This window comes from Priestia koreensis (genome assembly GCF_001274935.1).
GTDB classification, from domain to species: Bacteria; Bacillota; Bacilli; order Bacillales; family Bacillaceae_H; genus Bacillus_AG; species Bacillus_AG koreensis.
Window position 1 is genome coordinate 115028 of sequence record NZ_LILC01000013.1, and the last position, 12786, is coordinate 127813.

The following is a 12786-nucleotide window of genomic DNA, read 5'->3' on the forward strand; positions in this document are numbered from 1 at the left end:
AGGAATAAATTCATGAATCATTTATCTAAAATAGCGATTGTTACGGGGGCCAGCAGGCCGAACGGAATTGGTGCGGCACTGTGCCGGGAACTTGCAAGAAAGGGAATTCATATTTTCTTTACGTATCTTCCCCACTACGATGTTCAAACTGGTTATGAAGATGTTCAGCATGACTGGGCCGAGATCTTTACGAAGGAACTATCGCAATATGGCATTCGTGTCGGGAGCATGGAAATTGATTTGTCGACTACAAATGCCCCTACTCTTCTTCTAGATGAAGTTGAGCATACGCTCGGCACGCCGAACATTCTTATTAACAACGCTACACATTGTGAGGAAGTAAGCTACAAGGAACTTACAACTGACATTATCGCAAAGCACTGTGCCGTGAATATTACGGGTCCTACCGTTCTTTCAGCAGAATTTGCCAAGCGGATTGAGACGGTTGGATTCGGGCGAATTGTGAACTTCGTTTCCGGTCAGGATAAAAGTCCGGAGCTTGGAAATCTCGCATATGTGACAACAAAAGGAGCCATTTCAGCTTTCACGAAAACCCTTGCGCTAGAGCTCGCTCCTTATCATATTACGGTAAACGCCGTTGACCCAGGTCCGACCGATTCTGGGTGGATGACTCAGGAAATCAAGAACTTTTTACAGCCAAAGTTTCCAACGGGCCGAATCGGTACGCCTGACGATGCAGCCCGACTTGTTGGATTTTTAGTGAGTGACGACGCTAGATGGATTACCGGACAAATTATTCATTCAGACGGTGGATTTATAGATTAATAGTGTAAAGACGCATGATGGCATGCGTCTTTTTTGTTGTTATTTGAACGCTACAAACCTCAAAATATTTTACTCTTATTCCCAAATTAGTTAAACTTATCTTGAGGTTTATTCTATATACTTCTATACAGAAAAGGTGATCAACATCGGCTACATAATGGATCTTCGAAAGGTAGTTGGAAGTCGTCCTCTACTCATGGTTGCGGCGAACGTCATTTTACTAGATTCAGAGAATCGTCTTTTGCTACAGCTTCGAACAGACAATAACTGCTGGGCACTCTCAGGTGGATCATTGGAAATTGATGAAACACTTGAGGAAGCAGCAAAGCGGGAGGTTTATGAGGAGACAGGGCTTGTAGTGAATGAGCTTACCCTCTTCCACACGTTTTCAGGGAAAGAGTTTTATTATGAGTATCCAAACGGCGATCAAGTGTATAACGTAGTCTCTACGTACATTTGCCGGGACTATGAGGGAGAGTTGAATCCTGATCCGGTTGAAGTAAAGGATTTGAGGTTTTTCTCCCTTGACGAGCTTCCATCAGAGATTAGTCCTCCTGAGCGCCCCATCATTGAACGATTCTTAAAGCTTTATCACACGAAGTAAACAACATCGAGAGAAGGTTATGTAATGATTAGTAGCGTTATCGCATTATTATTAGATGCAACGGCTCAATATCCGTTCCTTCAAAATATACCGTCCTCTTTACAGAAATTAGATCCTGAATTGTTCGCCAAGGACCGTTAACATGGAAAATCTGATGCTGAGACCCATTACAATGGACGATTTTCCTTCTATTTTAAAATGGAGAAAAGACGTGGAATTCTGTGTGGCGAACGGTTGGGGCGTAAAAGCAGTACAGGCCCTCCTTCCCTATGCCAAGGAACAGCTGGCCATTCGCTGTCTTTGTGCAGAAACGAATGCAACAAATACACGCGCACAAAAAATGCTTACAAAGCTGTCCTTTCAACAGATTAGCCAAAACGGAACAGACATGTATCGAGGTGAACAACCTCATCTTCTGCAGTACGAGCATGTTTTTAAAGCCCTCTCACCTTGGAGGGCTTTTTTGTGGTTTAAACTATTTTTCCACTAAAACATTTATCTACTAAACGATATTGATTAAATAGTCTTAATATTGTATAATTTCACATAAATTATGAGTTTTTAGTACATATTGCATCAAGCGTTCTTTTGGTGAGTGACATAAATCTTACACTCACCTTTGCCGATCGAAAAACAAATTGAAAGGATGACAAGTATGGAAACGACCCAAAAACAGATTGTATCACAGGAACAGCTTGTAGAATGGAGACGACATCTACATATGAATCCAGAACTCTCCTTTCATGAGGAAAAAACGTCACAGTTTATTTACGACACGCTTACACAAATTCCGAATTTAGATGTGACGCGTCCAACGAAGTATAGCGTGATGGCTAGATTAGTTGGGACGAAGCCTGGTAAAGTGCTTGCGATTCGCGCAGATATGGACGCTCTTGCGATTCAAGAGGAAAATTCGTTTTCATTCGTCTCTCAGAATCCTGGCGTGATGCATGCGTGTGGACATGATGGTCATACAGCGATTTTGCTAGGAACGGCCAAAGAGCTATCAGATCGCCGTGACTCTATTCAAGGCGAAGTGCGCTTCTTCTTTCAGCACGCAGAGGAAGTGTTCCCAGGTGGGGCGCAGGAAATGATTGATGCTGGCGTCATGGAAGGCGTGGATTATGTGATTGGTGCTCACCTTTGGTCTCCGCTTGAAGTTGGGAAAATCGGCATTGTGTATGGTGGTGCGATGGCTTCACCAGACGTATTCCGTATTACCATTTCAGGTAAAGGCGGACACGGCGGTATGCCAAATGAAACCGTTGATAGCATCGCGATCGGGGCTCAAGTTGTTGCAAATCTTCAGCATATCGTCGCGCGGACAACGGACCCTTTCAGCCCTCTTGTCGTATCCGTTACACAGTTTCATGCTGGTACAGCTGACAACGTCATTCCAGATAGCGCCACAATCGCTGGTACAGTCCGCAGCATGCAGCATGAACTTCGCGAGGATACGGCTAATCGCATCGAGCAAATTGTAAAAGGAATTACGGGTGCACACGGAGCGACCTATTCGTTTGAATTTGAATACGGCTATCGTCCTGTTGTTAACACGGATTCGGTTACGGCGAAAATTGAACATACGGCAAAAGAATTGTTCGGTGAAGAGCGCGTCGTTCGTACACAGCCAACTATGGCCGGTGAGGACTTCTCTGCATATCTTGAACATGCGCCTGGTTGCTTCTTCTTTGTCGGCGTACGTAATGAAACAGAGGAAAGTACTTACCCACATCACCACCCTCGCTTCACTATTGACGAAGCAGCACTGTCCATCGGAAAGAATTTATTTGTACAAGCCGCTATTGATCTTTTAAAAGAGGAGGTTGTTTAACATGAATAAAGTTCGCCTAATTGGCCTCATTCCCATTCTGTTATTAGTAGTAGGTCCCGTTTTCGCTAATAGCGTCGAGCCTTATGTTCTCGGAATGCCGTTTTTACTGTTTTATATTTTAATCGCCGTTTTGCTCACTTCTGTCTGCATGACGGTTCTATATGTACTTGACCCTAAAAATAAGGAGGAAATGGACTCATGATAGCATTAATCATCTTAGCAGCATTTTTACTTCTATCACTATTTTTAGGTATTCGTGCACAAAAAGGAAAAGACATGGATCTTGAGCAGTGGTCAGTTGGTGGACGTGGCTTTGGATCGGTATTCGTATTCCTTTTAATGGCTGGTGAAATTTATACAACGTTTACGTTTTTAGGAGGAAGCGGCTGGGCATACGGAAAAGGTGGCCCTACCTTCTATATTTTAGCGTACGGTGCGCTAGCCTATGTCATTTCTTATTTCTTACTTCCGGCAATTTGGAAGTACGCGAAAGAACATTCGCTCGTTTCACAGCCAGACTTCTTTGCTGCCAAATACAAAAGCAATGCGCTCGGATTCATGGTAGCAGTCGTTGGGATTGTCGCAATCATTCCTTATCTCGTTCTACAGCTTAAAGGACTTGGAATTATTGTATCGGAAGCATCTTATGGCCGTATTTCTCCAACGGTTTCCGTCTGGATTGGTGCTGCTACTATTACGGTGTACGTGATGATCTCAGGTATTCACGGATCTGCTTGGACAGCGGCACTGAAGGATGTATTAATCCTTGGCATCGTTCTATTTTTAGGAATTTATTTACCTATTCATTACTATGGAAGCTTTAAGGAGATGTTTCAGCAAATCGAGGCAGCCAAACCTGGATTTATCGCCCTTCCGAAAACGGGCATGAGCATTTCCTGGTTTATTTCCACCATTGTGTTAACGGCGCTCGGATTTTACATGTGGCCGCATACTTTTGCCTCTTCTTTCTCAGCAAAAAATGCAAAGGTATTTAGAAAAAATGCGACGATTATGCCGTTATATTCTCTCGTTCTACTGTTTGTTTTCTTTGCAGGATTCGCTGCCATTTTAAAAGTTCCTGGTCTTGAAGGTGCAGATGCGGATTTATCATTGTTCCGTCTTGCGCTTCAGACATTTGATCCTTGGTTTATTGGGGTCATTGGTGGCGCTGGACTGTTAACAGCGTTAGTTCCTGGATCAATGCTTTTAATGGGTGCCGCAACGCTTGCCGCAAAAAATATGTACAAAACGCTTGCCCCGTCTGTAACAGATAAACAGGTTACGTTCACTGCCAAGGCGACCGTTCCAGTTGTTGCGCTAATTGCTGTATTCTTTACGCTTCAAGGCGGAGATACGATCGGTGCACTTCTCTTAATGGGCTATAGCATTGTGACGCAGCTCTTCCCTGCTCTTGTATTAAGCCTTGCGAAAAAACCATTTGTAACGGTATATGGTGCCGCTTCTGGTATTTTAGCAGGTATTGCATTCGTAGCATATGTCACAATTTCTAGCTCGACCATCGCTACGATGTTCCCTTCCCTTCCACAAGTAGTGAAGGATTTAAATGTCGGGGTTGTTGCCCTTGTCATTAATATTGTTGTGCTGGTGATCGTCAGCTTAGTAACAAAATCTGCTGCCATTACACACGTACACGAAGAAAAGAAAGTCGTTTCATAATCTAGAAAAATACTAGATTTTAATGAAAAAGCCGAACAAAGGAGCTATTTCCTTCGTTCGGCTTTTTCGTTTCCTTCCTTATTCTTTATCCGTTTAATCCGTAGCGTTCAATGAGAATATGTCGATGGTGCAGTTCGTGTCCGGAAATAATAGCAGCTAGTGCTTGCACTGTGATTGGATGATCACTAACCGTTCCTTCCATTTTCCATACGTGATCTGCAAGGCTTTTCAGTAAGTAAATAGTAGACTGACGAAGCTGCTCAAACTGTTGGATTAGCACTCCGATTTCTTGTTCATTAAAATTAGCATGTTTCGCGTAGCTCTGTTCATCAAACCCTGGAAGGGACGCTTGATCTCCTCGTGCGATGCAAAGAAGCCGATAACTCATAATGCGTTCCGTATCAATCATATGACCAATTACTTCTTTTATTGACCACTTATCTTCTCTATAGCGAAAATGCGCTTGCTCGTCTGTAAGGTTTTTTACTAGTTTAATTGTGTGCTGTAGCTGATCTTTCAAGAGAGGTACAATGTCTCCTTCTGGAACGTGCTTTACATACGTATGGTAAAACGGGCTATACTCACTTTCTTTTGGTCTTTGGTACATTAACTCTCATCCTCCTTCTTTTATATATTTCCATTATATTCTTAAATGAATGAATTCATTTAAAATGTGTGCTCTTTTTTCGCCTAAAATGCGTATTTTTCCTTCCCACTAGATTGCTAGATGCATAGAATATAGTGTTGCATCTGAAAGGATGTAGCGTAGCTTTCTTTTAAGGAGGTATGTATACTATGCAAACTTACACTGAACAAGACCTTTCCTTAGCTGTAGAAGCAATGATTGAAAACGGAATGGAAGAATTTTTATACCAAGAACCTGTTTCTATGTGCCCTGGTCCTTTGTCCAGAGGTAGATCTGGTCGCTCTCGTAGATCCCGCCGTTCTGGAGGTAGATCTGGTCGTTCTCGTAGATCCCGCCGTTCTGGAGGCAGATCTGGTCGTTCCCGTAGATCCCGTCGTTCTGGAGGCAGATCCCGTCGTTCTCGCAGATCCCGTCGTTCTCGTGGCAGATCTGGTCGTTCTCGCAGATCCCGCCGCTCTCGTGGCAGATCTGGTCGTTCTCGTAGATCCCGTCGTTCTTAATATTATAATGAAGAAGCCCACTTCATCAACAACACAGCGGGCTTCTTCTCATTAATACATAAAATTATTAGCCAGATCCTCTTCCATAAGTTAAGCAGCGTTATATGCTTTTTTGGGTAGATAATTTCCTTAGAGTTAGCCATTTATCTTCTCGTTAAACAAATAACGTAGAGTCGGCCTGTTTACAACCTTACGTGCAAGGGAACACTAATAATGATTATTTGGGGAGGAGGCAGCAAATGTGAACGCATCCATTGTGAGCTTGTTAGAAGCGAATAAAGATTCACTGTACAGCGATTGGAAGGAGCATCTTAACTCTATTACAGATCCTCATATAGAAGAATTTAAAGGCAATCATTCTTTGAATGAAGAAGCATTTTCATTGATCATAAACAGCCTTAAAGAGTACGAAACAGAAGATTTTTCTGAGCTACGCGCTTTTTATAACAAGCTGTTTACAAAAGAATGGTCGCTCAATTATTTGACGGCTGCTTTTCAACAATTTAGGCGCAGCGCGCTGTATATGATGTTAAAACAGGACATTCCACGTGAGAACATTATGACATTCTATGAAGAAATCGACGGCTGGTTTGATCCTATTTTAATGCACCTTGTTAATGATTGTTCAGAAAGCTGGCGGACACGTTTTGAAGAGCAAAAACAAACGGTTCAAGAGCTGACGGCGCCAATTATCCCTGTGTTTGAAAAAATTTGCGTTCTTCCGCTAATTGGCGTAATTGATAGTGAGCGCGCAGAAACCATTAAGGAAAATCTGCTTAACGGCATCATTTCAACACGCAGTGAATACGTCTTGATTGATATTACAGGTGTGCCAGTAGTTGATACGTACGTTTCAAATTACTTAATGCAGGCTACCCAAGCTGCTAATATGCTAGGGTCTACGTGCATTATCGTTGGCATTCGTCCCGAAATCGCACAAACCCTCGTAAATTTAGGCGTAACGCTAAATGTGTTAACCTTTGCCAATTTGAATAAAGGAATTCAATATGCATTAAGGCAAACACAGCGAGCACAATAGATTGCCGAAGGTTTTGTATATAAGTTGAAACACGCTTTCTGTCATTTAACAGTGAGGGCGTGTTTTTTTGTTAAAATTTTGTGATTGGATGGCGAGAAAAGAACGCTTTTCGTACCGACGGTGTTTGAACGAGCTGTTGAATGTCTTGCTGATGTTTCATTAAAAAGTGGTTAACCTCTTTTCCGTTGTAAAGGTTCTCTGGGAAGTCTGGGAAATGTTGCTGAAGCCACGCCTGCATCTCTTCTTTGGACACCTCAAACCTACGATTATCCACTATAACCTCATAGGCTTTTGCATTGGGAATGAGAATCGCTTCATAAATGGCATTATATAAAAATGTTTCAGACAATGTCGACGGTTTTCCAAACCAATAGTTATCAATTTGCCCATCGGGAATAGCCCCTTGGCTGTATCCATACGTAATACGGACGTACTCACCCTGTACATTGATCTTTTTAAACGTTTCCCCTCCAGGCAGCTGTTTGATTAGTGCGCTTACGTTTGAAATCTCGTCACTATTTGTTCCAATATATGAAGGAAGGAAGGACTCCTTAACGCTGTCAATCGTTGTGATGGACTTATAATCCATACAGCCGCTACAAAGTGCTACTATGAATGTGACGGATAGAATTAGGTTCATACACCTGTTCATATACTCTCTCCTTATCCCCTACGTAAACTAAAAAGCAATATGCGGTTTAGACATATTGCTTTTGATGTGATGCTGTATTATATGGGTAAAAAAACGTTTGGTTTCATCTTTTTCCAGAAATCATCTTTAGTCGATTTTTCCCAGGGGTTTTTTCGCTGGTCCTTCGATCACATCTCCACTAGTAGAGAAACGCGAACCGTGGCAAGGGCAATCCCAAGTACGATCCCCATCATTCCATTCCACTTCACAGCCGAGATGTGTACACGTTGTATCAACAAAATGGAGCGTCCCCTCTTTGTCACGATAGGCCCCGCAGCGTTTTCCATTCACGGAGACAACGGCTCCCTCATCCTTTTTCAAGTGCTCTGCTTTTTTATCAGGCCTTTGAAGCTTACCAGCTAAAAGGTGACCTGCTACGTCTAAATTGTTTTTGAAAAACATTTTAAGGCTTGGATCGATGGAGAAACGGGATGGGTTGTAGACTTCTTTGCACGGATTATCTCGTTTCAGGATGATATCTCTCAGCAAAAATGCCGCGGCTGTGCCGTTTGTCATGCCCCACTTTCGAAACCCTGTCGCAACTAAAATGTTTCGCTTATCATCTGTGATCGGTCCTACGTACGGGACCTTATCTAACGTAATCAGATCCTGTGCTGACCATCGAAAAGGAATGCTTTCAACGCCAATCGTTTGTTGGCTAAATTCCTCAAGCGCTTTATAGTGAGCGCTCGTTGAAGATCCTTGTCCTGTTTTATGTCCTTCACCACTCACTAAAATGAGCTTATCTCCTTGATAAGGCGTATATCGAAGAGAGCGTGTCGGTGTCTCGGCGCTATAATACATGCCGCCGGGATAGACAATTTTAGGTTTTACTGCTAATACGTAGGAACGCTCTGCATACATTCTTGTAAAGTAAAACCCATTGCCGTCAAAAAACGGAAAGTGAGAGCACGCTACGACATATGTACACGTTACTTTTGGTCCATTCTTCGTCACGACTTTTGTCTGTTCCTCATTCTCCACGTCAATAGCTACCGTACCTTCAAATAGCTGCCCACCATTTTTCACAATTTCTTCTGCTAACTTCGTGATGTACTTTACCGGGTGAAATTGCGCTTGATCCTTCATCACAACGGCGCCTTTAATATCAAAAGGTAGCGGAATATCATCGATAAAAAGGCTTGGGATATTTAAACGTTGGTAAGCTTCATATTCGTTCTCAATCTTCTTCATATAAGAATCGGTTGTCGCATAAATACAGGCAGCTTCACTTACAAAATCACAGTCAAGGCCAAGCTTCTTGCTTTCAGAAGCAATAAAGTTTTTGGCTTCATTATTGATTTCGTAATAAAGCTTTGTTTTTTCTTCTCCAATATGCTCAATCAGTTCGTCATAGATTAACCCGTGCTGGGCGGTCACTTTTGCCGTCGTATGACCAGTCGTTCCGTTCACAATTCGGTCAGCTTCTAATAAAGCAACCTTCACTCCCTCTTTGCTCAATAAGTAGGCTGTCGTAATCCCTGCTATGCCCCCTCCTACAATACATACGTCCACCGCTATGTCTTCTTTTAGCGCTTCGTAGCGTGGAAGGTCAATCTCTGCTCTCCAATAAGGCTCAAGATGATTTTTAGGTTCTTCTGTCATGTTTACAAACTCCTCCTATCTAAACAAAACCTATTAAAAGCTTTGCCAACACCTTCTTTCTTCAAACAAGAAACTTCTCCTTAAGAAGTCCCTGAATACTTCTACTTGTACTGGAGATAATGAGAAAAAACGTCAGAAAGCTAGGGTGAGGTAACGAATGACAAAAGGAATTGAAGCACTCGCATCACTTCTAAAAAATTTTATAGATGAAGAACCGAAGCCACCTCTGCATGTTGGAGAGGTGATGGATTTATGGACATCATACACCGCGTTTCATGAAGCACACTCCCTCTATCAAGTCGGAATTAATTGCACGACTGATCAAGATTTGATTCATGTACTCGAGCAAGCGCTTGAAACGAGTCGAAAAGATACAAAGATGATTGAAGAGTTTTTGTTGCATGAAGGAGTTCCGTTACCTCTTGTGAATGCAAATAAACCCGTCTCAAGAGCAAACAGTATACCTGAAGGAGCCAAGCTGACAGACGACGAGCTTGCTAATTTAATTTCTGTTAAAGTTGCTGCTTCTATTATTTATTGTGCCCAGGCTATGTCTAAAACCGTGCGGAGCGATGTAGGTATTATGTTTTTTGATATTCAAGTACATTTAATGAAATTTGCGGCTCCTTTAAAAAATTTAATGAAAAAGCGCGGGTGGTTACGGATTCCCCCTCCGTACCTTCCACCTGGTAGCCCTAATTAACATAAAAAAGAAGGGTCTCACCGGCGAGACCCTTCTTTTTTAAAGGATTGAAATGAACGTCCAACTACATTGGCGCTGACTGGTTCCAAATGTAATTCTCGTGCCCACACGGATAGCTGACCAGTATGATGAATTTCGTGGGCAATCACATGTTGAATAATATCTTCAACCATATAAGGAGTATCATCCCATGGAACGGTCACCATTTTTTCTTTATTACCGTCCCAGTTCAAAAGAAATTCGGTTATTTCCTCTCGACAGCGATCAGAAAAATGCTTAATCTGCTGAATTGAGCGATGTGATTCAAATTCAAGCAACACGTCTTCTTTTTGCCCAATACCACGAATCCAACTATATTCAACGTCAACGATATGAAACAGCGTATATAAAATGCTGCCTACGCCTCCACTTCGCTTCTTGAACAATTCTTCTTCATCAAGTTGCTTGCACCAGTCAAACCACTCGTCTCGTACTTGCCAGTTATAGTCAAAGAATTTTAGCAACATGTGTCCCTCATCTCTACAGATTTACTTTTGAAATGATTCGTTGCTAATTGCTAGAATCCTCTTCATCACGAACTTTTTTGCAAAATCACCATGTTACATCCATGCAGAACGCGGTGATTAGCGTGTGGGTCCTGTGTATGAAGTGTAAGATAAAGCTCTTCTAACAGCTGATCGCGAATCGCTTCAGGCAGGTGTTGAAGCCATGATAACGAGTATACCCGACCGCACCACTCTTCCGTTGAGTAAGAAACGCTGTATTCGATTCGACTTGTATCAATGACGTGAAGACCACTCTCCTGCCACTCTTTGTACCACTCGATAGGAAGCAAATCGGTTGCTGATTTTAATTCGTTTTTTGACAGCTCTTTTCGAAATAGATTCGTTGGCATATATGGCTGAATGAGGTGAAACGTTTCTTTAATTAGCGGATCACGCGGCAAAAACCCACCGTCCATAATGATGACGTAGCCACGTGAAGTTAAAATTCGGTTGATTTCCTTAATCGCTCTTGAGCGATTGAACTCCTGCCATGCTCTCATGATCGTAATTACATCGATACTCGACGTTTGAAGACCTGTTTTCTCTGCGCTCGCTTGTATATATTGAATGCGCTCAGAAGATGGAAATGATTTTGCCTCTTCTAGGGCACTTCTTGCTGAATCAATGCCGATGGCGAGCGCTCCTCGGTTTGAGAGCTCTCTCGTCAATGCTCCGCTTCCGCATCCCATATCCACTGCTACTTTATTTGTAAGCGAAATGCCACGCTTTGACATAGCTGAAAATAATTCATATGGAACGTCGTGCTGTCGTTTGGCCGCCATTTTCGCCGCTTGTTTCAGATTTAATTTTTGCATGCTATCGCTCCCCCTTATACTAAATGCAGCGCTTCCTGTCCTATATATATGAGGGAACTTTCGCATACTGACCACTTAAATTCAGCGGGTAAAGCCAATTCGTTTCTCGACTTCCTCAAGCACGATACGAGCTTTCGCTGAAGCCTTTTTCGCCCCCTGAGTCAAAATATCGTCAAGTTCGTTGGACGCATAAATATCCTGAAATCTCTCTTGAATTGGTGAAAGGTCCTCAATAATGGCATCCGCTACCTCTTCTTTTAAGGCGCCGTATCCCCTGCCATTAAAATGGGTCTCTGCCTCCTGAAGAGAAATTCTCTTAAAGGCACTGTACAAACTAAGGAGATTTGATACCCCTGGTTTTTTCTCCATATCAAAGTGAATCATTCCCTCTGAATCGGTTTGGGCTCGTTTTACCTTTTTTCGAATGATTTCCGGCGTGTCTAAGACCGAGATATAGCTCTGAGGGTTCGGGTCGGATTTGCTCATTTTCTTTTCAGGATCTTGTAACGAGCGAATGCGAGCAGTAAACGGAGAGTTATATCCTTCTGGAAGGGTAAATAAGTCTCCGTAAAGATGATTAAATCGTCGTGCTAACAAACGTGTGAGCTCGATGTGCTGAGATTGGTCGTCACCTACAGGAATCACCGTTGCTCCGTATAATAAAATATCAGCTGCCATCAACGTTGGATAAGCAAGAAGTCCTGCTGGAATAGCTTCTGTCCGTGATTGGGACTTTTCTTTGTATTGAGTCATTCGCTCGAGTTCTCCCATATGAGCTAAGCATTGGACAATCCATCCAAGTCTTGCGTGCTCGGGTACTTCAGATTGAATAAAAATGGTCGCCTTTTCCGGGTCGAGTCCGACTGCTAAATATAAAGCCGCTAAGCGACGTGTATTCGTTCGTAGCTCCGTCGGTGGCTGTGGAACGGTAATCGCATGTTGGTTGACAATACAAAAATAACTTTCATGATCTTCCTGTAAGGGAACAAACTGCTTCATTGCGCCTAAATAATTGCCGATCGTAATAACTCCACTCGGCTGAATGCCTGAAAAAACTGTTTTCATGTTTCTCTTCCTCTCTCTTGGTCAATAATTACGATCTACTTCTGGACGGAGGAGTTAGTTTGAAAACACAAAAAAGCCCATCCGTCCCTACGAAAAGGGACGAATGGACCGTGGTACCACCCTTATTATTTTAAAGCGCGCTTTAAAATCACTTATCACCCGTACGACATGATACGGTATCCATTGTAACGTGTGGACGTTCACGGCAAAGCCTACTACAAAGGTTCGGTTTGCTGCTCAGAAGCCCATTCATCATTCGCTCGACGCTGGTTCACA

Annotated in this window: 15 protein-coding genes and 1 other annotated feature (1 of these 16 running past the window's edge); of the genes, 9 read left to right on the plus strand and 6 right to left on the minus strand. The window is 42.7% G+C overall.

The features are described from left to right. Positions 1-12 precede the first annotated feature (12 nt). The 6 genes from AMD01_RS09655 (at position 13) to AMD01_RS09680 (ending at position 4901) form a co-directional block, all read left to right on the plus strand. The gene (locus AMD01_RS09655; protein WP_053401196.1) at positions 13-786 is read left to right on the plus strand and encodes an SDR family oxidoreductase; all 774 of its coding nucleotides are present in this window, start codon (positions 13-15) and stop codon (positions 784-786) included. Between the two features lie 145 nt (positions 787-931). Next, positions 932-1390 (plus strand): NUDIX hydrolase, encoded by a 459-nt coding sequence (locus AMD01_RS09660; protein WP_053401750.1) that lies wholly within the window; start codon positions 932-934, stop codon positions 1388-1390. A gap of 142 nt (positions 1391-1532) precedes the next feature. Beyond that, positions 1533-1880 (plus strand): GNAT family N-acetyltransferase, encoded by a 348-nt coding sequence (locus AMD01_RS09665; protein ID WP_053401197.1) that lies wholly within the window; start codon positions 1533-1535, stop codon positions 1878-1880. A 165-nt stretch (positions 1881-2045) separates the two neighbouring features. Beyond that, a complete protein-coding gene (locus tag AMD01_RS09670) occupies positions 2046-3224 on the plus strand; it encodes an amidohydrolase (protein WP_053401198.1) in 1179 nt (392 codons plus the stop codon). A 1-nt stretch (position 3225) separates the two neighbouring features. Beyond that, the gene (locus AMD01_RS09675) at positions 3226-3426 is read left to right on the plus strand and encodes a DUF3311 domain-containing protein (RefSeq protein ID WP_053401199.1); all 201 of its coding nucleotides are present in this window, start codon (positions 3226-3228) and stop codon (positions 3424-3426) included. Beyond that, on the plus strand, positions 3423-4901 hold the full coding sequence (locus tag AMD01_RS09680) for a sodium:solute symporter family protein (RefSeq protein WP_053401200.1): 1479 nt from the start codon (positions 3423-3425) through the stop codon (positions 4899-4901). The genes AMD01_RS09675 and AMD01_RS09680 overlap by 4 nt, the downstream gene beginning before the upstream one ends. Positions 4902-4986: 85 nt before the next feature. On the opposite strand, the gene AMD01_RS09685 is transcribed toward AMD01_RS09680, so the two are convergent. Beyond that, positions 4987-5508, minus strand: a complete 522-nt coding sequence (locus AMD01_RS09685; protein ID WP_053401201.1) for a DinB family protein — start codon at positions 5506-5508, stop codon at positions 4987-4989. Between the two features lie 237 nt (positions 5509-5745). Between AMD01_RS09685 and AMD01_RS09690 the strand changes: the two genes are divergently transcribed. Beyond that, positions 5746-6102: a hypothetical protein gene (locus AMD01_RS09690; RefSeq protein WP_053401202.1), complete on the plus strand. Its 357-nt coding sequence runs from the start codon at positions 5746-5748 to the stop codon at positions 6100-6102. A gap of 186 nt (positions 6103-6288) precedes the next feature. Continuing rightward, on the plus strand, positions 6289-7086 hold the full coding sequence (locus AMD01_RS09695; protein ID WP_053401203.1) for an STAS domain-containing protein: 798 nt from the start codon (positions 6289-6291) through the stop codon (positions 7084-7086). Positions 7087-7156: 70 nt separating this feature from the next. Here the strand turns inward: AMD01_RS09695 and AMD01_RS09700 are convergent, their stop codons facing one another. Further along, the gene (locus tag AMD01_RS09700; protein ID WP_053401204.1) at positions 7157-7738 is read right to left on the minus strand and encodes a DUF4825 domain-containing protein; all 582 of its coding nucleotides are present in this window, start codon (positions 7736-7738) and stop codon (positions 7157-7159) included. A gap of 126 nt (positions 7739-7864) precedes the next feature. Continuing rightward, complete coding sequence (locus AMD01_RS09705; protein WP_053401205.1) at positions 7865-9382, minus strand: FAD-dependent oxidoreductase; 1518 nt, start codon at positions 9380-9382, stop codon at positions 7865-7867. Between the two features lie 157 nt (positions 9383-9539). Here AMD01_RS09705 and AMD01_RS09710 point away from each other — a divergent pair, with 157 nt between their 5' ends. After that, entirely contained in the window at positions 9540-10085 is a 546-nt protein-coding gene (locus AMD01_RS09710) for a DUF3231 family protein (protein ID WP_053401206.1), read from the plus strand. A gap of 17 nt (positions 10086-10102) precedes the next feature. Here AMD01_RS09710 and AMD01_RS09715 read toward each other — a convergent pair whose 3' ends face one another. The 3 genes from AMD01_RS09715 to trpS form a co-directional block, all read right to left on the minus strand. Further along, positions 10103-10588: a DinB family protein gene (locus tag AMD01_RS09715; protein ID WP_053401751.1), complete on the minus strand. Its 486-nt coding sequence runs from the start codon at positions 10586-10588 to the stop codon at positions 10103-10105. A 68-nt stretch (positions 10589-10656) separates the two neighbouring features. After that, positions 10657-11445 (minus strand): class I SAM-dependent methyltransferase, encoded by a 789-nt coding sequence (locus AMD01_RS09720; RefSeq protein ID WP_053401207.1) that lies wholly within the window; start codon positions 11443-11445, stop codon positions 10657-10659. Positions 11446-11526: 81 nt separating this feature from the next. Continuing rightward, complete coding sequence (gene trpS, locus AMD01_RS09725; RefSeq protein WP_053401208.1) at positions 11527-12510, minus strand: tryptophan--tRNA ligase; 984 nt, start codon at positions 12508-12510, stop codon at positions 11527-11529. 92 nt (positions 12511-12602) lie between these two features. Continuing rightward, positions 12603-12786: a binding site (T-box leader), on the minus strand (it continues 61 nt past the right edge of the window).